The following is a 24411-nucleotide window of genomic DNA, read 5'->3' as shown; positions in this document are numbered from 1 at the left end:
TAAGTTCACTCCCTGCATGTTATTTCACTCGTTTCCCAGGTCATTAGATGCCAGGCTGGTTCCCGGAAGATTAGATGCCTGAGCACATTGTAACGGGTCCTCCTGATGTCGAATGACAGCTTGCGATAAAGCTGGATCGCTTGGGAATTGCTGCATGATACATGCAGAGAAAGCACTTTGCACCGGGATTGTACAGCCATGTTCTTTGCATAATTCAACAGTTGTTGTCCGGCCCCCTGATTCCGCTCCTTGGAACTGACAGCAAGATGTTCAATGTAGCATTCAGTTTCATGCGGAGCATAGCCCAGCGCACCCAGTCCTGTCAGCAGCTTCAGAACCTTTACAGGGCCATACTGTCGGATAAACCGGATTATATTCACTTGGCTCTGCGGATTACTCCGGGGTTCTGAAGGCTTCCATTTTAAACAGAGCACACCGGCGATCTTCCCGTCTTTTCGGGCAACAAATTGTTTAACAGATACATCTCTGCTGTCAAAGGTCCAAAGCTTCATTAATAATTCAGTCATCTCTCGATCACTCAAATGAACAAGGGCTTGAAATTTGCTTCGAAAAGAGTCAACCAGCAGCTCGCACACCTGCTCATGATCATCCTCATGAAATGGCTCAATCTGAAACTGGGGTAGATGCATAGTTTTCAGTCTCCCTTTCCGATATGCCCACTTTGGCTTGGATTTGATAATGCAGCTGCTCGTTGCTGAACATGGACAAATAAGACTTTTCGATCACCACAATTTGACCTTGGCGAGTATACCCATGCTCTTGTATATATTGCTCCAGCTGCAAAACCTCTTGTTCGAGCTCTTCCACTCGATGCACAGAAAAATTCTTCAGCAGATAGTCACCTTCTTCAAGCACGTAATCGGCTGGTTCCATGGTCTCATAACATATCTTGATCACTCCGCTATCTGTTAAGTAATGCAGATCCTGTTCATACAAATCCGGCGGAGCTGGACGGTGCTCATACAATGTTCCGGCAGTAAGCACTTGATGCTCATCAAGAGACAGCCAGTGTCTCAAATACCGGGGCCTCAAAGAAACCATCACAACTTCCTGATCACGTCCCTCCATGTCCGCCTGTTCCTTCAATACCTTGTGAATGAATTGTTCCAGCTTAACCAATCTGTTGATTTCTTCCTGAACTTTGGTCAGCGACTGTTCAAAAACCTGCTTGTACTGACTGCCGGAGTATGAAGTGAGACATTGCTCGATCTGACTAACCGGAATATTCAGTTTGCGCAGCAGCAAAACATGGGATAGCTGATAAATCTCATCGATCCCATACATCCGGTATTGATTGTCTTCCGTAAATGCCGGGTATAGCACCCCCTTTTCTTCAAAATAACGCAGCTGATGAACAGAAACGTTCATTAATTGTGATAATTGGCTAATCGTAAGGGTATCTCTCATATGCGGGGCTCCTTTGTCTCTTTTGGATATCTCTACTATAAACCTTAGGTCTGACCTAAGGTCAACCGAAACATGCAAAGATCTCAGCCAACTCTGCGCTATATGCTCAATCAACAGCAACAGACCCTCTCCCTAACTGGAAGACGGTCTGTTTTAGAATCTTATATTGAAGGTTTAGATTAGATTATGGCAGATAGACTTCCGAAATGCCGGTAACAACGTTGTCCTTGTAATTAACTTTGCATAAGGGCGAATAATCAGAGTATTGATTGAGAAATTCAATGAATTCCTGCTTAGTTACGTCTTTATAAGAGCCCCAGTTCTCCTGGTCAAGGAGGCTATACTTCGTTTCACCGGTTACTTTCATGGGGTCTGTAAACGTATATTTGTTAAGAATATAAAATCCGCCCGGCAAATCTTCCTCCGTAATGTTCAAATCCTTAAACCGTGCAGAATCCGCCTCAGTCAGCCACTCAACATTGTCAAAATCAAAGGATTCACTGTCCAAGCTGAAGTTCAGAACATAACCTAAAGTAGTGCTTTCCGGAGAGACGGCAAACTCTGCTGCTGTTGCATTATAAATCACCTCAAGCTTATCCTTGGCAACCGTTGGCCCGATAAAAGTTTTGATATACCGGATGGCCACCTGCTGAGGATCAAGGAGCCAGGACTCTTCCCCCTGATCCGCTTGTGCCTGCAAACGGTCATAATATTCTGCGGGCGGGAGATCACTTTGCGGCGTATGATAGTACTCATTGCCACGGGTATCCTTCCAGCGCTCAACGGCCCAAATTCCTTTATCTCCTGCTTTCGCGGGCTGTGATAATAACAGTTGGCTGGTCTCACCCAGTGTCAGTGGAAATTTGACCAGAATATGCTTCCCGCTATAGGTCTCATGAGGCAATAGCTGTTTGCCTTCGAGGAACATACGAAGTGCAGTCTCTTGGCCGGCAATTGTACTTAAATCATATTCTGCGCTCCGGAATGAGCCCAAATAATTCGGAGTATCCTGTTCATAGGAAAAAACCATTATCGGGTCGCCCATGCTGCCCTCTTCGATAAGCATTCCGTCTTTCAGATCAAATGCCCCACTTACTTTAGCCGGATCATCAGGCTTCAGGCGATACTCCAGGTGCCAGATTTGCAAAGAAGCAGGCATCAGATTATCAAACTCTGCCAGCTTTTCAAACTTCGTGATGCTGCTGTCTACAATTTTGAACTTATTCGCCTCATTGCTGGTAAAACCCGCAATTTCTTCTTGAATGAACTGTTCAGCATAATCCCGTTCAGTTAATGTGGTTTGTCTCGGATTACTCATAAGACCCACACTGACAGCAGCAATGGCAATAATAACAAGGATCACTACCCAGAACGCGGGTTTCCTGTAGTTCAGGATGTTGAGAATGCGTCCTTTCGTATTATTCTCACCGAAGGCAAGTGGTGAACCGCCTATGAACCGTCTGCCCGCCGAAAGTGCTAAAAGTGAAGTGGAATAATCCTTTTTGATGCCGCTGCCTAACTGCCGGATAACACTTTCATCACAAGACAGCTCCATATCCTCACTCATTAGAACAAAAGCTATCCAGACCAGCGGATTAAACCAATGTATGCATAATACAGCAAATGCTAAAGGTTTGATCAGATGGTCAAGTCTTTTGATATGCACCTGTTCATGTTTCAGAATATACCCCCGCTCATGTTCACCAATCTCTGCCGGAAGATAAATCTTGGGCCTGATTGCCCCGAACACAAATGGGGTTGCGAGTCCTTTCATCTCATAGATATTTCCGCTCATCTGCTGTGCAGGCTTCAAGCTCCGAACTAACCGCACCGTTGCCCTAATGCTGTAGAGGAGCAGCACCACAATCCCAAACAGCCATACATATTGGCCCACAAGCAGCCAGATATTCGTATCGGCAGCAGTACTTGTATCCACCACAGATGCAGCGACAGGTTCAGCCAGCAGGTTATTTAATGCTTGCCCGTCTCCGGCTAATCCGCTAGGTATCTGGGGCGGCTGTATGGCGATCCGCTGAAGCGGAATCTCCTGCGCTTTGGCAGGAATCAGACTGAATACACTTTCGAAGGAGAACGGGCATACGAGCCGGAACAACACCACTGACCACAGGGCATACGAGAAAATCTTGGGAACTTTTCTAAGCAGCAGCCGGGCCACAATCACAAATACGATGACATAGCTGCCGGTAAGGCTCATACTCAATAGTTGCGAAAACAGCGATTCCACCGTTATTCCTCCTTATGATCTTGAATGAGTTTAAGAAACTCGTCAATCTCGGTGTCGCTCAGCTTACGGCTCCTCGTAAATGCGGCCAGAAACTTCGGCAACGATCCCTGAAAGGTCTCCTCTACAAACTGCTTGCTCTGCTGGGCAGAGAAATCATCTTTGGAGATGAGCGCTGCCACCACACCCTCATTGTTTTTAAAAATCCCTTTGCTCTCCAGACGTTTCAGCATCGTATAGGTCGTCGATTTTTTCCAGTTCAGTTCAGATTCGCACAGCTTCACGAGGTCGCCCGACGGGACTGGCTCATGGCTCCAGATGAGGTCCGCAAATTTAGTTTCCATCTCCGTCAGTCTGATTTTATCCATTCTGCAGAACTCCTTTGGGTCTACAATCCGTAGACTAATGTAGTCACAGTTTACAACTTGTAGACCGCTTTGTCTACCATAAGTTCCACTTTTTAACACACGCTGCATTTGGGACAGTTATAGCCGCACAGCTTGAAACCATGAATTTCTGGATAGGGCTGCCTGATGCCAAGGATTGGCTGCAGGAGCATATTCAAAGACTGGCCTCCAGAGAGTTTAAGCATTATGTTAACAAAGAACAGTTCCTGTTCACATGCACACCCTACTGGGAGTAATTACACGAATAAAGGAAACATACGTTCCCTTTATTTAGTTCACATGGTATAATTCATCCAAATACATTAGATTCACTTGGAGGTTAAATATGCGGGATTCAATCTTAGAGGAAAAGCTGGAGCATCCAAAAATCTACAGAAAGCTGGCTAAGCTGAACAGTCTGGAAATGTTTTATCTGGATACACGTACGGAAGGTCCGGTCATTCTTTGTCTCCACGGCAGATGGGGCAGAGCAGAAACGTGGGTTGATTTCATGCGGCATTACGGCAAACAGTACAGAATTATCGCCCCCGATCAAAGAGGTCACGGACTAAGCAGCAAACCTGTATCCAAGTATACAGGTGAAGAAATGGCCGGGGACATTATTGAACTATTGGATCATCTGAAGATCGATTCGATCATTCTGGTAGGCCATTCTATGGGCGGGAGGGTAGCCGGATATCTGACAGCCATGTACCCAAATTACATACAAGCCTTAGCGATATTGGATAAATCCCCAGCCGGGCCTGCCACGCCAAGCCAGCTGCCATTGGATCAGCTACCATGTGTTGAGCCTGTAACCAAGGATTGGCCGCTGCCCTTCTCCAGCCTAAACGAAGCGATGGATTATATCCGGCAGGCCATGGAATCGGAGCTTAGCTATCAATATTTCATGAACAGTCTGATCGAAACCGTTGATGGATACCAGATGATGTTCAGTCCCCAGGCGATGGCTGCCAACATTCATTACAATGCAGATTGGTATCACCTGCTGCCGGAGATCAAGTGTCCCGTTTTACTGATTAGAGCTAAGAACAGTGAGGGCGTACCGGACGAGGATTATAACAAAATGCAGTCCCTGCTCACCAATTGTCATGCCTATGAAATGTCCCATCCCGACCATAATGTACATCTCAGCAACAAGGAAGAGTTTTATGCCTATATGGATGGATTTTTAGGTCAGCTTTAAGCAACCTGAATCGTAAAGAGGATCAGGAAAATTCGCCGTCGGCGATCTTCTCTGATCCTCTTATTCAGTAGTTGTGAATGACTATATAAGTTGAACTTCAGTTCAACTCATATAGCGTATCTAAACAAACATTACCCCTGTGTCATCCACTCTATCAATGTTTGATTAAAAAGCTCCGGTTGTTCAAACATCGGATTATGTCCGCTGTGCTCGAAGATTATCTTCTTCACATGTGGGTATGTCTCGTCGTCGATAGCATCCCATAAGGAAACAGGTCCAACCAGATAATCATATCTTCCCAGCCCGATAAAAACCGGCATTCTGACATCCTTCAGCATCTGCAGCAGATTCATCCCGGCGAATACCTCGCCCCACAAATAATCCATAACCGGCATATTCGTTTGTACCTGTTCCCACATATAGGCTGCATCAAAGGAATAGTCGTAGAAGCTCTGTGCACCCATTCGAATACACATGTGAACGAAGCGGCGTTCCGGGTCTAGTCGGATGTCGCCTTCTAGCAGAGCCAAATCCTGTTCGAACCCCGTCTTTCTCTCCAGACTTGCAGTCTCATTGAAAAATGCAGCGCTCTGAATTTGCCTTTCCCGGCTGTTGCTTGGCGCTGAATTCAGCAGAATTACTTTGTGAACCTGCTCCGGATATTTCCTGGCATACGCCAGCGCCATAAAAGCATGCCCTGAATGCCCCATTATGACCACATCACTCAGGCCAAGCTGCTGCCTTGCAAGCTCGAGGTCATCCAGCACCCGGTCCAGCTGGTACTGCTCCGGCTTCAAGGCTGCAAACGGACTGGCAAAACCTATATGATCAAGGAATATAAACTGAAATTGTGCAAATAAATCTGCCGAGAAGAGTTGCGGATAATAGACGCTGCTGCCTATAACCAATATCTTTGGCCCGGTTCCTTGTACAAAATAATTCAGTTTTACACCGTCATTGCTCATCACTTGTCCTCTGTTCATCTCAAAATCATCCTCATTTCATTTGTTTTTTTTCGCATCCCTCCTTTCCTTTCCTGAACCCATGATATTTTCCATTGAGCGTTCCAGCACTCTGCTCCCCCCTATACCAAATCGTAGGCGCACATTTATGCGCACTTGTATTATTATACCATCTCCAGTTAAAACAGTTGCCACCAAGAGAAACCCGGTGTTATGTATTCTGGAAATGCAGCTGCACACCGGTAACTACAAGGTTATGCCGGATCAGACGGTCAAGCTGTACGATTATTTAAATGAAAAGGAACGGGTGGCACGCACTCTCTTTGACAATGGAATCGTGGTCAGTAGCCTGAGTATCGAGGGAGATACCCTCCGCTGCTCTGTTTTTTTGTGCCGATGAGATAGCTTGTAAGGGTTGAAATTATAAGATCAACGCTGTATGATATATCTAATAGATACATTATAGTCAGGAGTGAGGGTTATGGCCAAATCGGGAAATACAATGTTCGCAGTTCTGGGTGTTTTAACGAAAGGAGTCTATTCCGGATATGACATCAAGAAGCATTTCAGCGGCTCACTTCATCATTTCTGGAGTGAAAGCTACGGGCAGATTTATCCTGCTTTGAAGCAGCTTGTTGCCCAAGGATATGCGGTGGAAGCCAGCACACCCAATCAAACACGCGGGCAGAAAAAGTATCAGATTACGCCTGAAGGCATGGAGCATTTCCGGGAATGGCTGTCCGCCCCCATTGGCGCCCTAAACTACCGGGATGAATTGCTGCTGAAGGTTTTTTTTGCAACCCCTCAGGATAGAGAAGTCATTAGAGATTTGTTCGAGCATGAGCTGGGTGAGCTCACAAATGCCATGGAGGTTTACCGCGAACAACAAAGTGCATTAATTACACAGAAGCAATCACCGGAGGATTTACCGATGTGGATGTTAACCTTGAACTATGGGATCCTGTCAACCGAAGCTAGACTGCAGTGGTGCAAAGAATCAATTGAATGGTTAAATCAACAGCGTTAACGAGGGAGTGAAAAAAGTGAATCAGAGTGAACTGCATAACATCCATGGTGTAAACTTTAACATCGAAGTACAAGGAACAGGTGAACCGCTTGTGCTGCTGCATGGCGGCTACTCCAACCTCAAGGTGTGGGATCTCCATGTGGAAAGACTGGCTCAAGCTTATCAGGTGATCCGGTATGATCAAAGAGGATATGGACAAAGCGAAGCTATCACCACTCCCTTCTCCTATTATCAGGATCTGAAATCCGTTCTGGATCATCTTGGGATTACCCGTGCCAGTGTTGTCGCCTCTTCCTTTGGAGGAAGTGCTGCGATTGACTTCGCTCTGGCCTATCCGGATCGTGTCAGCAAGCTAATCCTTGTTGCCCCTTCAGTTAACGGCGCCAAGTATCCCTTGCGGCTGTCCTGGGAGGGCATGAAGGATTTCCTGAGAGTCCGCCGGGTTGGAATCGGCAAGGCTGCAGAGCATTTTATGAAGAACAGCTTCTGGCACTACCTCGTTCCACAAGATCAGACGCTTCGCACCCAATTACAAGAGCTTTATGTCAGTAATGAAGTCTTTTATCAAGGTAAGCCTAATTTGCATCGTCCTTTAATGCCTCCGGCCTACAGTCGCTTAAATGAAATCAGTCATCCAACACTTGTTATGGAAGCCGGGCTGGATTTACCCTTCAATAAGCAGATCTGCAGTTACGTACATAAGAATATTCCAGCTTCAGAACTCGTCCAGCTGCGTCAATGCGGCCATTATCCGCATCTTGAGCAGCCTGCTGAATTTATAGAGTTGATTCTTGAATTCTTAAATAAAGACCATATAAGTTGAACTTTAGACTTACCGAGCCGGCATAGAACGCAACTGCGGTGAATGTTTGGACTTCCGGCCGCTGTTGTCTTCAGATTTCTTGATTTTAACCGCTATTGGCGGTAGAAATCCGAAGACAAAGGCGGACACTACCGTTCCTCCAGTTCCAAAATCCCCCTCCGCTGCTTTTGCCTCTAGGTAGTTCTTTAGTTCAACTTATATAGATGGCTCGCCCCGGCGAAAACACACAAAAAAGCCTGCGGCAAAGCGCAGGCTTTCGTTGTTTTTCTATCGCGTTCCATTACTGTAATAGTGATGTTAGAGTCTCCACAAGGTAGCACAACTCGTAATACCCGCGCCTACCGACCACATAAAGAACAAGTCGCCGGGGACCAGCGTACCGTCCTTAATCGCATGGTGAAGGGTGATAAATGGACTGCTTGTGCCTGTGTAGCCATAAATATCCCCAATGTAAGGGAATTTAACGAGCTCCTCGTCCAGCTTGCCCGCGATATCTTTAATGACGCTCAAGTTTAACTGACTAAGGATATAGTGCTTCACATCACTTTTAGTATAGCCATGTTCCTGAAGCAGCTGCTCAATATTGGATACCGCTGTCGGGAAAGCCACATTGACATTGTACTCCGGATGAAGATAGATTTTTTTCTCTTCAAGCGACAGATGTTCTCCGTACATTTGTGTCATGCCTCCGGCAGGGAACTGCATATCCTCCGCCTTCTGCGTATTGGTGTAGTACGCCGAATCTATCAGGCCGGAGTCCGTATCCTCCACTCTCTCCAGCAGAACCGCACAGGCTGCATCTCCGCACAGGCCCTTGGACGCCAGGTCACCTTCTTTGTAGAAACGGGCAATCTGCTCCGACCCTACAATGAGTGCGTATCTAACTCTGGGAGTGGATATCATGGATCGGGCTGCTTGGTCAGCAGCGACAACCATACCTACACAGTTGGCATTGCTGTCATAGATAATGCAGGAATCTTTACCCTCCAGCGCCTGATGCACAAATGCAGCATCTGTCGGAGCGCTGAAATCATGTGTTCCTGAGGAGAATACGATCATATCCAAATCGCTTCCGCTGAGCCCGCAGCTCTTCAATAGCCTTTTGGATGCTTCAATAGCCATATAAAGCGTGCTCTCTTCATAGTCCGCCGCGTAATAACGATTCTTACGGCCAAAGAACTCCCAAATGCCGATAAGCTTGTCCGCTGAAGATCCGGCCTGCAGAGCCAATTCCTCATTGCTGATCTTATAGGCAGGATGGTACACTTCGGTGCTTATTATTTTGACATTAGCCATGGTCGACCACCCTCTGCTTAGATTTAGGATATACGATTTAGGATTTAGGATTTAACGATTGCCCATGCCTCTTCCACCGTGTCCACAAAATGTCCTTTAAATCCGGCGCTTGGAGCTACTCTCTGTAATTGAGATTTGGCTACCACTTTCTTCGGATTCACCAGAACCGCATGTTTAAATCCGTTATACAGCACATAGCAGCGTTCCAGAACCGGCAATATCTCCGGCTTGAAGGGCGCCATATCATTGCAGTCAATAATCAGAGACATCTCGTGAATCGGCAAGGTCGGCATGGACGCCTCGAATATTTCCACTTCTTTTACCGTTTCAGCCAATTCGGCAAATCCATGCAAGCTGATGAAGATGGTGTTGAATTCCGGGTACATTTTAGTTTCTGCGATCATTTTTTAACGCACTCCTCTAGTTGTTTTTTTAATTTGTGATTGCGGGATTCATTGGAAATAGGTTGATACCCAAGATTTACCGCTTTACTGCTATCATCAAATTGCACTTTTTTTTGATAGTTTCTAAAAATTTATTTATGGTGTTCTGACTATTGTACGAAGCACAATATAGTCATTCGCGTCGCGTGAGATCAAAGTGTCTTTATTAAAATACACAAAATTGTCCGCACTGCGGTTTCGTTCCCCAAGCAAAAAGAGTTCCCCGTTTCGGAGGTTCACTCCGCGGGCTACCAGTTTATTGTTCATCATTTCCGAGAACACCGCATAATTGTCACCCACGATTAATAGATCATTCCGGTCGCCAATTACCCATTCACGTTTAAGCAATACTTTTACCGGGGCTCCGGCTTTACTGCGGTCCATCGTCATATAAATGAAGTAATTTTTGGTCTTGCCGGCAGTATCCACTTCTTTGGAGTCAATCATCCAGACAATATCTTTACCATTCGAAGCTACGAGGTTGAAGGATTCATTTTCTTTCAGCTTATAAATCTCAGTTGTTTTTGAACTTGGCAGATCATACAGATACAACGTGCCGGTGTCCCATTTGCTATAGATGAACTTGTCATCTACAAACTGGTAGACCTGATCAAAACCGAGATCATTAATGGTCTGGGTTTCCAGCGTCGTTTTGTTAGTGAAGTAAAAATATGAGCTACTGCTGTGTGCATAATATTTATCACCCACACCGAGTAATTCCGGATTATTCACTTCCAGCGGAAGCTCGCTTGTTTTTTTGGTTTTCAAATTGTACTGTACCAGCTTCTTCGGGTAGATATTAATTTGCTTAGTCACTTCAATTGTGGACTCATAATAATAAACACTGTCTCCCAGGAGCTGCAAGTTCGTTTTGAACGTGTTAGTTGAAGTGACCTTCTCCGTCGTCTTCTTCTTCCAGTTATGTAAGTACAGCTGATAAGCCCCTTTGCTATCCTTCTCCAGTGAAGCGATCGTGTCACCTGTGAACTTGTAGTTGTAGTCAAGCGGCATGTTATATGCAGTTTTGACATCCGTAAAAGTGTACTTCGCAGCTGCGTGGACCGGAGTGGCAATCAGGGGGCCTGCAGCCAAGACCGCAGCCAGAATAAACGTTAAGCCTGGCCTCAATTTGTGGCGAATCTTCAAAAACATGTTTTTTTATTCTCCTTTTGTTGTATTTAGACAACAAAAAACCAAACTACATGAGCGTCCCCGCTGTCATGCCGCTTTCGTGAGCGGTTTAGACCGGTGGCTTTGCGTCTTCCGCCTTTCGGCGGAGTTGCCTTTGTTCATCAGCTGGCGCTTCCGAATCACAAACATATTTTGGTATTTATTATCTATCTAAATTTATAATTCGACAATAGCAGTCATTATCCTCCTTTTTTCTCACATTCAAATATTGTTCGCTGTATCTGTTTGGCTACGATAGTGCATAGATCCGTTTGACCATAAAATCGAAAAAACGTTGATTCCAGTTCTCTGACAGCCGTTCTGTCAAGTCTGCAATTAACGCTGCAGCGAGGTCCACCAGCTTCTTCACACCTGAAGGTAATGCGTCCGGTCCAAGACCATTTAACGCTCCTGTTAACTCATCCAGTTGCTGTGGACTGAGTTTGTGATGCAGTCTCTTAATACCTAGCTGCGCTGTAGAAGGATCTACTACATGCCGCAGAACCGCCATTAGATCTGCCGCCAGATGACTGCCGAGCCGATGTGCCCAGAGCAAATCGCCGCGAAGATACGCGGTTTCAAATTCCAGAAGGCTGAAAGTGAAACCGGAAAGGATCCTCGTAATCTCCGCATCCGACATGGGGAAGCTCTCTGCTGCCTTGTAGTTGGCAAGATATCCCTCGGGATCATACAGGACAAGGATTTGCTCAGTTTGTTTCAGACTCTCCTCAGTCACTGTATAAAGATCGAAATGCAGACCGTCTTCAAATACGCCAACAATTTGCGGGCCTACGAAGTTAGCTTCCGACCACAATATCAGCGGTTTATAGCTCTCCATATGGGATATTCTGCGCGCTAAAAAATCTGTCAAGCCCTCGCTGTGGACCAAACAGTACAAATCAACATCCGAGTAAGCATCCTGCTCTCCTCTGGCATGTGCGCCTTTCAGAAATACCGCCCTGACTGCCGGATCACCCTTTACGGCCAGGCCTACCTGACGGATTGCTTCGTCTTGTTTCATTCTCTCTTCCCCCTGCAATGTGTAGTATGATCTGAACATAATCTTTCTTTTTTATTAAAAGTGAGAAATATTGTGGCGCTGGTGCGTCTTATATACAAATAAATCAATTGGAGGCACTGGATGAAGGCACAGGAAAACGACGAACAAATCATTGCCGAAGTGCTGCAGGGCAACCGGGAGGCCTTTGCGGTACTTGTAGACAAATACAAGTCAAGCTTGTATGGTCTGCTGCTCGGTATGGGCGCCAGTCACCAGGATGCACAGGATTTGGCCCAGGAAACATTTATTAAGGCATACCAGAAACTCCGCGGGCATCATAGCCAATCAAGCTTTGCGGCTTGGCTGTACGCCATTGCGATCAACCACTTCAGGTCACTGAAAAGGCGGAAATCCCCAGGCCTAACAAGCAGTAACTTACTGGAGGAGAAGGATCGCGGGCCAACCCCTGAAGAGCAGTATATGCGTAAGGAAGACGAGCTTGAAATGCACCGGAAATTGTCCAAGCTTCCAGAACGATACCGGATTGTACTGCTGCTTCGCTATACCAATGAATTATCCTATGAGGAAATCTCAGCGATAACGGGAATGCCTATGCATCAGGTCAAAAATTGTCTCCACCGCGCCCGTCAAAAGCTGAAGAAACAATGGTCGAAATCCAGGGAGGGTTCCAATGAAAAAATGGGCTTACACCAATCACAATGACTTGTCCGGCACTGATAACGATCTATTGACGGATTCACAATTGTATACAAGCTCTAATCTAGCTGATGATTTCACAGAGCGCGTTATGGAACAAGTTCGCAATACAGAGATACTGCCTGCCTCCGGGCAACAATTATCCGAGATATCCGGAATGCAAACGGGCCGCACCCTAAAAAGAGGTTTAAAGTGGGGCAGCACTGTTGCTGCAGTGATAGGAATTGCTTCATTACTGTTCTTTATAGGCAAATCAGGTACAGTGTCAGAGACGCTGTCCAACCCTCCACAGAAGCCGTTCCTCCTTGCCAACCAGTGGGCAGAGCTTGGTCTTCTGGACGCCAAAATACTCGGAGTGGTGCAGCAGCCTGGCATAGAGAAAACCGATAAAGGCTATACCTTTGTCCTGCAGGACGTAGTGGCTGATCCTACCCGTTTGGTGCTTAACATTAGCATTACGGATAAAACCGGACATGCTGCCAACGACGCAATGTCCAAATTTAATACCAGCCAATTGGAAATCCATGATGAACAAGGACACAACATCGGAGAACTGAAAGAGATCATGCCCTTGGCCAGTGACATTTATGGAAACTCTGGTCAAGCCTCTCTGCTGTTGACTTACGTATTCCCTGATGAAGGCCCAGGAAGCACCGTAGTTATTCAAGGCAATATTCATGAACTGGCTTCAAACAGTGAAACAGAAAAGGTAGTCGCCGGAGACTGGAGTTTTAGCTATGAAGCAGATATGACCGCAGCACAGGCATTATCGGTAACCACAGATTTGAAGGACCATGTCTATAAAACTCCGGATGGGATGAAGCTGGAGATGGATCAAGTAATGCATACACCTGCAGGTGTCACACTGAAATTCAACACCTCGCTTACTGGAGAGGCAGCCAGCCTTATTTCTGCCAATCTTAATAACGCTCTTGGGCTCATGTTCCATTTTGAGGATGAGAAAGGTGAAGAAGTTTCAAGAATCAACCGTTACAAGTCCGGATATATTACCGACACTTCCTTCGGCTACACTGTCAGATCAACAGAACAAGCCGGCAAGCTGCACTGGACCTACTATTTCAAGAGCCTTCCATATGACAGCCGGCAAGTACGGTTCATCCTGGATGGTTACAATAGTCCCGTCAAGTCTAACGATTCAGTGACGTTCCATCCTCATGAGCTTAATGAGAAACCTGCAGTATTTAGTGCTCAAGGTGATGTGCTGAAGGTGAACAAGATGGAGATCAAAGAAATTAAGGATGAACCGGGAATATCCGGCTGGATGTCGGTCAGCGGCGAATTCACCAACAGATTTGCCAATGACAAGTGGGTCGCCCTCGATGGTAAAGGAAAGGAATACAAAGTTATCTTTAGAGGTGGTTTCACTATGGATGAGACAGTCACATTCGGTGAGACGGGCAATCATGTGAATGAAGCCTATCTTATTGCCAAAGGCATGACTGAGCTGCCCGAGGAGCTGACGCTCCGCCGGGTCATAACGGATAAAAGGTTTACCGATGTGAACTGGAGCTTTGCTCTGCCAAAAATCGAAGTGAAAAAACCTTGAGTTTGCTGATGTAGTCATCTTTCAGGATGCTGTACACTTCAAGATCGACGATTCCTTTGCCTGACCATACATTGGCTTGTCTCAAAGTCCCTTCTTTCATGAAGCCGTTGTTCAGCAGTACCTTTTTGGAAGCCCTATTGGGAGGCATTACTTCAGCTTGAATTCCACCCCACCCCAATGGGCTTGCTCCAAAAAATAGCCGACCGATACCATATTTACTTTCTGATTAAAATCAAATGCCTCGATAATACCAAGCAATTTGTCATTATCATTACAGCCGAATATTTATGTAATTGCATCCCTCTTCATTTATTGTCTTTGAACACTCCCGCCACCTGTAGAGGTGGGGGATTCTTGGGTCATTGCTTCCTTGAAGCAAAATGCATCGATTTTCTCAAATGTGAAAAATCGTACACCAAGCGATCCCTGTGGTTCCCACAGTTCTTTGCAAGACGGTTAAACCGCCATCATTATAATATTCTGTGCGGCATTTTCATCACGATCATGCGTTGTATCACAACCTGGGCAGACCCATTGCCGCACTGAAAGGTTCTTCACTTCGGGGTTGATGAAGCCACATACAGAACAGGTTTGGCTGGTCGGGGCAAAGGTATCCGAAATCTTAACCGTGCGTCCGTACCATTTCGCCTTGTAGGAGATTTGACGTTCGAGCTCACTCCAGGACGCATCGGCGATAGACTTTGCCAGTTTGTGATTTTTGAGCATATTCGCCACGCGAAGGTTTTCTATACTGATCGTTTGGTTTTCGCGAATCAGTTTGATTGTGAGCTGATGCAGAAAATCATAGCGGCAATTGGCGATCTTCTCATGAATGGAAGCGACCTTTTGCTTGGCTTTGTGCCAATTAGAGCCGCCTTTGCTACGGCGAGCCATACGGCGTTGCCAATAGGCTAACTTCTTTTCGAAATGGCGATACCACTTGGGATTTTGAACCCGAAATCCATCGGAGCAGACGGCAAACTCTTTAAGGCCAAGGTCAACACCAATCTCTTTGCTGGCTTGAGGCAGGGGCTTAACGTCAACTTCACAGACGATGGATACGAAATATTTCCCAGACGCATTCCGGCGAACGGTTGCAGACAGGATGCGTCCCTCTAAAGCTCTGGAATTGGCAAAGGGCATCCATCCCAGCTTGGGAAGCTTGAGTAGACGTTCTTCCACAGCAATGTTGCCGTTGGTATATTTCGTTGTGTAGCTTTGGACAGGGTGTTTACGGTTTTTGAAACGTGGAGCTTGATTCTGTTTTTTGAAGAACCGATCAAAACTATCTGCCACGTTTCGAACCGATGATTGCAAAGCAATGCTATCCACGGTTTTCAACCATTCGAACTGTTGTTTGAGTGCAGGAAGTTGTGTGGCACAACGATTGTAGGATAAGCCTTTGCCTTTCGTCTTATAGGAATCATTCCATAGGCCTAAAAAATGATTGAACACAAAACGGCAACACCCGAACATCTGATGAATGAGTTGCTGTTGTTCATTTGTAGGAAAGATGCGATACTTATAGGCTTTATGAATGAGCATGCCAACACAACCTCCTTTCGACAAAGTATATAGGGATATTATAGCACATACGTTCGTTTTCTTTGCAAAAAACACCGATTCATCCCCAACCTATAGAAGGTTGGGTGTTCTCGGCTTTCTTTGATAAATAACTTATCACAATTGATACTTTTTCCTGCCCCAATCTAATAAAGCATTGACCAATCTCCATGGATCAGGTAATAATATACATATATAACAACAACACAGAAGAAGAGTAAGTAGACATATGTGAGAGGACTTGCAGAGAGCCGGTGGTGTAGCTGCGAACCGGTGTCCGGCATATGATCGAATGGACTTTGGAGTTGCTTTCCCGAACCGTCGGCTACGATGTTGTAGGGAAATGCCGGGCATCCCGCCGTTATCAAGGGAGCGGTCTCGAGATCATGTATTTAGCGATCTCCGCACCGTATAGCGAAGACTGTAACGCTTGCAATTCATGCAGCGGGACGGTCATTTAAGGTGGTACAACGACAACTTCGTCCTTATGGGACGGAGTTTTTTTGTATTGATAAGGGGGTGATGGCCATGGAGGATGGCTGGTGGTGGCGATTTATAATTTCTACACAACAACATTATACCAGGAGGTTTTTTAACGATGAAAGAACGTGTACTCACAGGAGATCGGGTTACCGGCAAACTTCACCTTGGCCATTACGCCGGCAGCCTGCAGAACCGGGTTATTTTGCAGGATCAATATGAATCCTATGTATTTCTGGCGGATGTTCAGGCACTGACGACCCATTTCGATAGACCCGAATTGATCCGCAGCCATATCCGCGAGATTATGCTCGATTATTTGTCTGTAGGCATTGACCCCGGTAAGACAACCCTTTATGTACAGTCCATGATTCCGGAAATCGCCGAGCTGACGATCTTCTTCTCTATGTTTGTTACGGTGAATAACCTGCGGCACAATCCAACGGTAAAAGCAGAATCGAAAAACAGCAGTCTGGATGAAATGTATTATGGGTTCCTCGGTTATCCGGTAAGCCAAGCGGCCGATATTGCCTTTTGCAAAGCCACCATCATTCCCGTTGGTGAGGATCAGCTGCCGCATCTGGAGCTGGCCCGTAAAGTTGTGCGCCGGTTTAACGAGCTGTATAAGCCTATATTTGTGGAACCTCAGGCGTTGATTAGTGAAACACCCCGGCTGATTGGCACAGACGGCAACGCGAAAATGAGCAAAAGCCTCGGCAACGCCATAACGCTCAATGCTTCAACGGAAGACCTTGCCCACAAAATAAAAAGAGCAGTGACAGATCCTGCCCGCGTTCATAAAAATGATCCCGGGCATCCGGATCTCTGTCCAATTTATGCTTATCACCAGGCCTTTCTTCCGCAAGACGCCGCTGAAATCCGCGAAGGCTGCGAACGCGGGACCATCGGATGTTCGGCCTGCAAAGAACGGATCACCTCCGCGCTGGAAATGCTTATGGCACCGATGCGGGAACGCCGGGCTTATTATGCGGCCAGACCGAAGCTTGTCGATGACATTCTAATGGCCGGCACCCGCCATACCCGGTCTCTGGCCCAGGAAACGATGAACGAAGTCCGCGAGGCCATGAGCCTTGATTATTTTAAATGAACTCGAGATGCTTTCAACAAAGGTTCTGGAATTGATGACTTAACAGATGAATAATTGTGAATAGCAAAGAGGCCGCTTAATCAGCGGCCCCTTCTTGTTGTTACATATAAATATCGACTACAGTACCTTCTGCTGTGCGCAGATTTTCAAAGTCTGCCTGTTTGATCCGCAATCCTCCAAGACGATAAGGGTTGGCAAGCCGTTCGGCCTGAACCTCCTTGCCGCCCACGGTTACAGAGCGGAGACTGCCTTCTGCACAGTGGTAGATGAACGATACCGGCGAACCGCCATATTCGAAGGCAAAGCGGGTTCCATCCAGTTCATCCGGCAGTACAGGATCAATGATGAGGTCACCGCCGTCCTCACGGATACCGAGCACGTTTGTGATCAGCTGATTCATGTAGATTCCGGGACCGCTGGAATAAATTCTCCAGCCGCCTTTAACGGCTACGGAACCCTTCCGCAGCTCATTGAACCGCTCCTGCGCTTCGTAACGGTTAGCAAATTTCCCGTCCGAGCTGCTGAAGTAGGCATTGCTCTGACGCAGTTCAGCATTCGGCACGGCATCGCGGATCCCAATCGGATTAATGACCGCCAGTCCGTTCCATACCTGATCCCGCTTGCCGATCTTCGCCATAGCTTCTACGAACCGGATATGCGCATGCACATATTGAAGTCCGATTTCGCGTCCGAAATTAGCCGCCTGCTCCGCCCGTTTAAAATGTGTGCTGACTCCGCCGGCATATTGCGCCGGATGATTCATCAGCCGCACACCATCCGGGCAGAGGAATTGCTCCAGGATCAGCTTATAATGCGACTCCATTTGCTCTGGTGTGAGCAGCTCACCGATCATGCTGCGGGTCATCGGCAACAGCCGGTATTGAATACCGGTCTCCTGATCTTCTGGATGAAGCAATGGCTTGGCATCCTGCGGATCTTCGAAATACAGGAAGCCTGGAATCACTTCCGTTCCGAGCATGTAACGGTTGAAATCACTTTTGATCCCTTCCGCCATCTGCTTCAGCTCATTTGACCAAGCTTCATCATTGCTCTGCAGCACTCCGGATAAACCGAGCACTGTCTGATAGGTAAGTGCAACTGTCCAGCTGCTGACCATATACTGCTTCAGCTGTGCGTTCGCCGGCTGGAGCGTATCATCCCAATCCCCGTCGCCGTAAGAAGACAGGAACGTATCATGCAGGAAGTGAGATTTAATGTAATCCAGCTCTTTGTTGGCATGTTCCCGCAGCGAAGCTGTCGTTTCTGTAAAGTCAAAGCTGTGCTTGCGTGTATATGGAATCTGTTCATCCAGCACAGCAAAATCAAGGGTTGCCCGCAAATAATCCCCCAGCACTTTAAGCGGCCAGACAATAATATCGCCGTGGCTTTCTTCCTGCTGAATGGATGTGTATTTGTCGAACATGAACCACTGTGGCCAGCTGCCATCATCTTCATACTGATGGGCAAACACGGTCAGCAGAATCTCGCGCACCTGCTCATATTTGTGTGTGGCGAGGAAATATTCCACCGGTCCCTGGCACACATCACGTGTCCCCCATGCTGCGCCGCCATACTGCTCCAGACCATGAGGCACTGAGTAATGGACCAGCATATTGTGAGTGTACCACCAGGCCAGCGCATTCACTTTGAATAGTCCGCCTTCGACTCCGCTTTCCTGTGTCAGCTTGAACCCATTCATGACACCGGAGAAAAACTCACGGTAACGGGTGATTTCTTCTGTGACGGGTTTATTGGAGAGCGGACGTTCCTTGCCGTCCAGCAAGCCCTGTAGTGTCAGCGTCCACTCTGCGCTCTCCTCCAGTTCAAGCACCGCAAGCGAAGCACTGCCCTGAACCGGTCCGTCCGCCAGCAGACTTTCATCTCCCAGACGGTAAGAAGCACCCTCCAGGAACATCTTGTAAGTGAGCTCAGGATATACCTCAGCACTCGTTCCGGACTTCTCGCCGCGGAAGCTGATCACTCCGTTCGGATCCTGAGCCATTTGGTAAGGCACCTCATACTCGGCCACATTCATCGTAATCTGGTTGCTGACGAGGAAACGGTAGGCTTGGCCGCTTACAGATCGTACATGCAGCTTTACTTCCGGTGAATCAACTGTTGTATAGTTGGTAATCACAAGCGTATCGGAAAGAGTTTTATAGTACCAGCGCACGTAGTTAAAGCCGATTTCAAATAACGACGGCATCGTAAGCATACGGTATTGTCCATCCATTTCCACATAAATACGCTGTCCTGAAGTCTTGTACACATTCAGCGCATTACGGGGGTTGGACATCATTTTATTGAAATTCGTATTACCGACTACCACCTGGGAGTTGAAAATCCCATACATATACGAGGTTGTGGTCATGACCTCAGCACCCAGATGAGCATTGTCCCCGCTCATCAGAATATGCCCGTGCGGACGTTCGACCAGCAATTCCTTACGCTTGAGCACAATATGCTCATAGGTGCCGGTAAAGAAGGCTAGCAGCTGGCCGCCATCACGTTCTTCCTCAAATCTCTGCGGGAACAATGAGTTCAGCTCTTCCTCCAGCATGTCTACAGTTTGCAGCGGCGTTCCAAAACGTGAAGATAAGGAGGCCTGATTCAGCCAATGACCTGTTTCCTGAACGTCTCCCAGGGCTTCAGCCTCATCCCACGCTTGACGCAGTGCCGAATTAAATTCCAGCTCTGTAATGGCTGCGGGATGATCTTCACGGAACAGTCCGTAAAAAGTAAAACGTGCGGCTCCATCCAGTTGAACTTTCTCGGATTTCAGCGCCGTATAGGCAAATTCATATTGATAAATCTCATTGGCCAGCTGTTCCTGGTACAATGCTTCCGGTTTGTCGGTTTCCTTGTAGGATAATCCGAAGAACTGGAAGCCATCGGTGGAATACCCGGCAGCTCCGGTGAGAGTACCTTGCTGCAGGTACGGGAACTTGCCGCCTTGCGGCTGATTTTGCCGGGAGCAGACCACATATCCATACTTCTCATCCTCAAATACCGCATGATCAATATATTGCGATAAATAGGCTTCATTACTGGTGACAGCTGCAGGGGAAGCAATTCCCACGTCTTGACTATAAATGACGTCCAGCAGCACATTGCTGCCTTCAACTTTCACATCCCAGAACCACACCCCACGGCTGGACAAAGTAAATAGCACTTGATAACGGATATCCGTCAATAGCCCTGGCACATCCGGACCCGCAGTAATTTCACCTTGCCACACCAGGCGTTTGCCGTCCTGACGGAAACGGCTGCTCGATTTCACACCTAGCAGCGGAAAGACCTGAATGCCATCCTGCAGGTGCAAACGCGCATAAAGATTTCCGGGCGCACCGTCTACGCTATTAGACAGCAGCTGATTGATCATCATCGTCCCGCCGACAGCCTGGTACAGGTCGCCGCTTTCCAGGAAAGTAAAAGTCAACCCATCCTCGTGAAGCGACAGCTTGGAGCCAGTTCCTGTTATAGTTGTCATTTCTACTCACTTCCTTATCTGCTGCGGCAGATTGCCGCTATTCGTCAGTATTTGTGTTTTACATTTCGCATTATTTAAGCAAACGGAAAGATGCTGCCTGAACATCCTTGCTGCTAGCGCCGATGAACAGGCGGAATTGGCCGCGGTCACTGCTTACGGACAGGTCACTGTGATGATAGCGGAGCATACTTTCGTCAATCTGGAAGACGACCTCGCTGCTTTCTCCCGGAGCCAGCTCGACCTGCTTGAAGCCTTTCAGCTCTTTAACCGGGCGGACTACCTCTGCCGATACATCACGGATATAAAGTTGAACCGTTTCTGTTCCAGCCATCTTCCCGGTATTTGTGACAGTCACCTTCGCCTCAATCGGCTGATCACCCTTCATTGTCTCCGCTGAAAGTGTAAGTCGCTCATAGGTGAAATCCGTATAACTTAGACCGAAGCCAAATGGCAGCAACGGTTCGTTAGGAATATCAAGGTACTGGGAAATATAACGGTTGCCTGTCTCTTCTTCCGGTTTGGGACGGCCGGTACTGAAGGAGTTATAATAAACAGGAATCTGGCCAACGGAATAAGGAACGGACATACTAAGCTTTCCGGATGGATTAACCTTTCCGTATAACAGATCCGCCAGCGCAGCACCGCCTTCACTTCCCGGGAACCATGCTTCAAGTACAGCATCAGCAAGATCATACACACCATGCAGATCAAGCGGGCGGCCGTTAAACAGGACAACAGCTAAAGGTTTGCCCAGCCCTCTCATCAGCTCAATCAGTTCCAGCTGCGCCTGCGGCAATTTGATATTGCTGCGGCTGCCGCCTTCACCGCTCATCTCTGAAGATTCACCGACCGCAAGCACGATTACATCAGCATCTGCAGCTGCTTTCAAGGCCTCATTACGCTGAAACTCGCTGATCGTGTCGATGCCGCTTCCCTCAGCAATAATCACATTGCCCGGATTTTTGCTGAGTATACGCATGGATGCACCAAGCTTGACTGCCGTCTCTTTAGAACCGGTCCAAGACCACCAGCCCAGAATATCTCCGCTATTCGCAAACGGACCGATCAATGCAACCCGTTGCTCAGGCGCCAGCGGCAGCACACCTTCGTTCTTAAGCAGTACACTGGATTTCTCGGCAAGCTTGCGGGAAACCAGGCGATGCTCGCCGGAGAACACAAGCTCGCGTTCAAGAACCGGATCCGCACCACGCATTGGATTCTCGAACAAGCCCAGCTTTTCCTTAAGCTTCAGTATCCGCAGCACAGCTTCATCAATCAGCTCTTCATCCACAAGGCCTTCTGCCACCAGTTCGGGCAGATGATTCACATAGCTTGTGGTCATCATATCGATGTCGACGCCACTCCAGATTGCCTTAAAGGCGGCTTCTTTTTCGTCTTCGGCAGCGCCATGGGCAATGATTTCTTTAATAGCCGCCCAGTCTGAAATGACGATCCCCTCAAAACCCCATTCTTCACGCAAGAGGCTGCGCAGCAGCTTGCTGTTTCCGGTAGCCGGAATCCCGTCCACAATATTAAAGGAAGTCATCACCATCTCGACTCCTGCGTCTACCGCTGCTTTATAGGCCGGCAAGTAGTATTCGCGCAGCTGGCGTTCCGACAAGTCGACTGAATTGTAATCACGTCCGCCTTCAGACAGTCCATAAGCTGCAAAATGCTTCACGCAGGCTGCAACACGGAATACATCATTTCTCAGGTCATCCCCTTGGAAGCCCTGTACAAATGCCTTGGCAAATACTGAGTTCAAATAGGGATCTTCACCCGTTGATTCCATCACACGGCCCCAGCGGGCATCTCGGACCAAATCCACCATCGGCGCAAAAGTTACATGTAGTCCTGATACTGCGGCTTCACGCGCGGCGATTTCTGCACTCTGTTTAGCGAGTTCCGGGTTCCAGGAGCAGCCGATCGCCAGGGGAATCGGAAATATCGTCTTGAATCCATGTACAATGTCCGCCATAAACAGCAATGGAATGCCAAGTCTGTTATTCTTCAGATGTTCTTTCTGCACAGCCATCATTTTCTCCGCACCGGCTATTCCAAGTACGGAACCAGCCGCAAGTTTGGTCTCGCTGCCGATACCGAGCTCCTCCATAGGTCCGGTGATTTCTGAATGATCGCCCGGTTCGTCATAAAAGGGGGCTGCGAGCTGCAGCAGCTGGGCTATCTTTTCTTCAAGTGTCATGTGCTTAACATATTTGTGATAGAGATGTTCAGTCATGGTTGTGTTCCCTCCACCGAAACGAAACGTTTCTATTCTATTATCTCTTTATTTATATGGTCTCTTACAGTATGAGTTGTATATATTTCATAAACGTTTCTATTAATTTCGACAGCAATACAGAGCAGTAGGAGTACCAGAATCTACTCTTGCCCGATAAATAACCGGAAGCTTGCCGCCGCGCTAGGCCAAAAACAAAGCGTTCGGCGGGATTATCGCATCCAGCTCCGGTTAACTGTTGATTTTAACCGAGTTCCGTTCAATCAGTTCGATCTTGAGCTTGTAGAAATCGTTGACCTCATCTCCGTTCAACCTTTGGAACAGCAGATGTCCGGCCAGCGAACCGGATTCGTACATCGGTTGACGGATGGTGGTCAGCCTTGGCTGAAGGTATTCAGCTAACTGGATATCGTCAAATCCAATGACCGAAAGATCATCCGGCACGGAAACTCCGGCTTCCTCCAGCGCCTTCATTCCCCCGACTGCCATTTCGTCATTGGCATAAAACACCGCCGAAGGCAGCTCACCCTGCACCAGCATCATCTTCGTTGCTTTATAACCGCCCTCACGGACAAAGTTGCCGCTTAGCTTCCACTTCGTTTTTTCATTCAGACCCGCCTCATGCATGGCACGCAAATACCCCTGATAACGCAGTGCATTGTCATAAGAGTTAGCAGGTCCGCTAATATAAGCAATAGAATGATGCCCTTTTTCAATCAGATGACGGGTCGCACTATACCCACCCTGTTCGCTGTCTACCACCACATTGATAAGGCCTTCACCGGAAATCAGTCGATCCATCACGACGATTGGAAAACGCGCACCCGCAGCAGCATGAAGAAGATCTACTGTAATATTATGAGCCAGCACAATAGCGCCATCTACTCTTTTTTCGAGTAAATAACGTACAGCCGTCGAATCTTTTCCACCCATCGAGCTGCAGGCAATCAGGTCATAGGAGTTGGATAGCGTGACATCCTGAATGCTGCGGATGAGCTCCGAATAATAAGGACCGGATAAATCCGTTAATATGAGTGCAATCGTATTGGTCCGGCTCCGCTTCAAATCCATGGCAAAGCCGTTTTTTTGATAATTCAGCTGTCTTGCTGCTGCCAGAACTTTTTCTCTCGTTTTTGCGCTAACCTTGCTGTCCCCGCTCATCGCATACGAAGCTGTGGACAGGGCTACGCCCGCCAGCTTGGCCACATCCTTGATTGTTGCCATCCATTTCAACCCTTCCTGAACCCTGCATTATTTCTCTAT

At 47.5% G+C, this 24411-nt stretch carries 21 protein-coding genes, 1 pseudogene and 1 riboswitch; of the genes and pseudogenes, 8 read left to right on the top strand and 14 right to left on the bottom strand.

Annotated features, from left to right (window positions below):
• Positions 1-5: 5 nt before the first annotated feature.
• From NST99_RS14660 to NST99_RS14645, 4 genes are all read right to left on the bottom strand, one after another.
• On the bottom strand, positions 6-650 hold the full coding sequence (locus tag NST99_RS14660) for a GNAT family N-acetyltransferase (protein WP_341092653.1): 645 nt from the start codon (positions 648-650) through the stop codon (positions 6-8).
• Entirely contained in the window at positions 625-1428 is an 804-nt protein-coding gene (locus NST99_RS14655) for a MerR family transcriptional regulator (RefSeq protein ID WP_341092652.1), read from the bottom strand. Before NST99_RS14655 ends, NST99_RS14660 begins: the two co-directional genes overlap by 26 nt.
• Positions 1429-1612: 184 nt before the next feature.
• On the bottom strand, positions 1613-3673 hold the full coding sequence (locus NST99_RS14650) for a M56 family metallopeptidase (protein WP_341092651.1): 2061 nt from the start codon (positions 3671-3673) through the stop codon (positions 1613-1615).
• Positions 3674-3675: 2 nt separating this feature from the next.
• A complete protein-coding gene (locus tag NST99_RS14645) occupies positions 3676-4038 on the bottom strand; it encodes a BlaI/MecI/CopY family transcriptional regulator (RefSeq protein WP_341092649.1) in 363 nt (120 codons plus the stop codon).
• A gap of 140 nt (positions 4039-4178) precedes the next feature.
• Here NST99_RS14645 and NST99_RS14640 point away from each other — a divergent pair, with 140 nt between their 5' ends.
• Positions 4179-4313, top strand: a complete 135-nt coding sequence (locus NST99_RS14640; protein WP_341092648.1) for a hypothetical protein — start codon at positions 4179-4181, stop codon at positions 4311-4313.
• Positions 4314-4402: 89 nt separating this feature from the next.
• Positions 4403-5263, top strand: coding sequence for an alpha/beta fold hydrolase (locus NST99_RS14635; protein WP_341092646.1), 861 nt, complete (start codon positions 4403-4405; stop codon positions 5261-5263).
• A 131-nt stretch (positions 5264-5394) separates the two neighbouring features.
• On the opposite strand, the gene NST99_RS14630 is transcribed toward NST99_RS14635, so the two are convergent.
• On the bottom strand, positions 5395-6246 hold the full coding sequence (locus NST99_RS14630; protein WP_341092644.1) for an alpha/beta fold hydrolase: 852 nt from the start codon (positions 6244-6246) through the stop codon (positions 5395-5397).
• 187 nt (positions 6247-6433) lie between these two features.
• Here NST99_RS14630 and NST99_RS14625 point away from each other — a divergent pair, with 187 nt between their 5' ends.
• From NST99_RS14625 to NST99_RS14615, 3 genes are all read left to right on the top strand, one after another.
• On the top strand, positions 6434-6625 hold the full coding sequence (locus NST99_RS14625; RefSeq protein WP_341092643.1) for a hypothetical protein: 192 nt from the start codon (positions 6434-6436) through the stop codon (positions 6623-6625).
• A gap of 81 nt (positions 6626-6706) precedes the next feature.
• The gene (locus tag NST99_RS14620; protein ID WP_341092642.1) at positions 6707-7252 is read left to right on the top strand and encodes a PadR family transcriptional regulator; all 546 of its coding nucleotides are present in this window, start codon (positions 6707-6709) and stop codon (positions 7250-7252) included.
• 16 nt (positions 7253-7268) lie between these two features.
• Positions 7269-8075, top strand: a complete 807-nt coding sequence (locus tag NST99_RS14615; RefSeq protein ID WP_341092641.1) for an alpha/beta fold hydrolase — start codon at positions 7269-7271, stop codon at positions 8073-8075.
• 297 nt (positions 8076-8372) lie between these two features.
• Here the strand turns inward: NST99_RS14615 and NST99_RS14610 are convergent, their stop codons facing one another.
• The 4 genes from NST99_RS14610 to NST99_RS14595 all read right to left on the bottom strand — a co-directional run bounded on the left by NST99_RS14610 (position 8373) and on the right by NST99_RS14595 (position 12005).
• The gene (locus NST99_RS14610) at positions 8373-9371 is read right to left on the bottom strand and encodes a ketoacyl-ACP synthase III (protein WP_341092640.1); all 999 of its coding nucleotides are present in this window, start codon (positions 9369-9371) and stop codon (positions 8373-8375) included.
• Between the two features lie 44 nt (positions 9372-9415).
• Entirely contained in the window at positions 9416-9775 is a 360-nt protein-coding gene (locus NST99_RS14605; RefSeq protein WP_038590982.1) for a hypothetical protein, read from the bottom strand.
• Positions 9776-9910: 135 nt separating this feature from the next.
• Positions 9911-10966 (bottom strand): hypothetical protein, encoded by a 1056-nt coding sequence (locus NST99_RS14600; RefSeq protein ID WP_341092639.1) that lies wholly within the window; start codon positions 10964-10966, stop codon positions 9911-9913.
• A 50-nt stretch (positions 10967-11016) separates the two neighbouring features.
• Positions 11017-11108, bottom strand: a riboswitch (cyclic di-GMP riboswitch).
• A gap of 126 nt (positions 11109-11234) precedes the next feature.
• Positions 11235-12005: a nucleotidyltransferase domain-containing protein gene (locus NST99_RS14595; protein ID WP_341092638.1), complete on the bottom strand. Its 771-nt coding sequence runs from the start codon at positions 12003-12005 to the stop codon at positions 11235-11237.
• Between the two features lie 120 nt (positions 12006-12125).
• Here NST99_RS14595 and NST99_RS14590 point away from each other — a divergent pair, with 120 nt between their 5' ends.
• Together NST99_RS14590 and NST99_RS14585 are read left to right on the top strand one after the other, a co-directional pair.
• Positions 12126-12707 carry an RNA polymerase sigma factor gene (locus NST99_RS14590; protein ID WP_341092637.1) on the top strand — a complete coding sequence of 194 codons (582 nt, stop codon included), beginning with the start codon at positions 12126-12128 and terminating at the stop codon, positions 12705-12707.
• Entirely contained in the window at positions 12676-14268 is a 1593-nt protein-coding gene (locus NST99_RS14585) for a DUF4179 domain-containing protein (RefSeq protein ID WP_341092636.1), read from the top strand. Before NST99_RS14590 ends, NST99_RS14585 begins: the two co-directional genes overlap by 32 nt.
• Here the strand turns inward: NST99_RS14585 and NST99_RS14580 are convergent.
• Both NST99_RS14580 and tnpB read right to left on the bottom strand, forming a co-directional pair.
• A pseudogene (locus NST99_RS14580) lies at positions 14213-14553 on the bottom strand (GNAT family N-acetyltransferase); the annotation flags it as partial. The gene NST99_RS14585 and the pseudogene NST99_RS14580 sit on opposite strands and share 56 nt — an antisense overlap.
• A gap of 171 nt (positions 14554-14724) precedes the next feature.
• The gene (gene tnpB, locus NST99_RS14575; protein ID WP_341092635.1) at positions 14725-15813 is read right to left on the bottom strand and encodes an IS200/IS605 family element RNA-guided endonuclease TnpB; all 1089 of its coding nucleotides are present in this window, start codon (positions 15811-15813) and stop codon (positions 14725-14727) included.
• 616 nt (positions 15814-16429) lie between these two features.
• Between tnpB and trpS the strand changes: the two genes are divergently transcribed.
• Positions 16430-17419: a tryptophan--tRNA ligase gene (gene trpS / locus NST99_RS14570; protein ID WP_341092634.1), complete on the top strand. Its 990-nt coding sequence runs from the start codon at positions 16430-16432 to the stop codon at positions 17417-17419.
• 100 nt (positions 17420-17519) lie between these two features.
• Here trpS and NST99_RS14565 read toward each other — a convergent pair whose 3' ends face one another.
• The 3 genes from NST99_RS14565 to NST99_RS14555 all read right to left on the bottom strand — a co-directional run bounded on the left by NST99_RS14565 (position 17520) and on the right by NST99_RS14555 (position 24372).
• Positions 17520-20909 carry a GH36-type glycosyl hydrolase domain-containing protein gene (locus tag NST99_RS14565; protein WP_341092633.1) on the bottom strand — a complete coding sequence of 1130 codons (3390 nt, stop codon included), beginning with the start codon at positions 20907-20909 and terminating at the stop codon, positions 17520-17522.
• A gap of 70 nt (positions 20910-20979) precedes the next feature.
• On the bottom strand, positions 20980-23148 hold the full coding sequence (locus tag NST99_RS14560; protein WP_341092632.1) for a glycoside hydrolase family 3 N-terminal domain-containing protein: 2169 nt from the start codon (positions 23146-23148) through the stop codon (positions 20980-20982).
• 231 nt (positions 23149-23379) lie between these two features.
• Entirely contained in the window at positions 23380-24372 is a 993-nt protein-coding gene (locus NST99_RS14555) for a LacI family DNA-binding transcriptional regulator (protein ID WP_341092629.1), read from the bottom strand.
• Positions 24373-24411 lie beyond the last annotated feature (39 nt).

This window comes from Paenibacillus sp. FSL L8-0470, assembly GCF_038008625.1.
In the GTDB taxonomy this organism is placed as follows: Bacteria; Bacillota; Bacilli; order Paenibacillales; family Paenibacillaceae; genus Paenibacillus_AQ.
The sequence above is the reverse complement of the archived record's forward strand: the minus strand, read 5'-3'. Positions and strand labels throughout refer to the sequence as shown.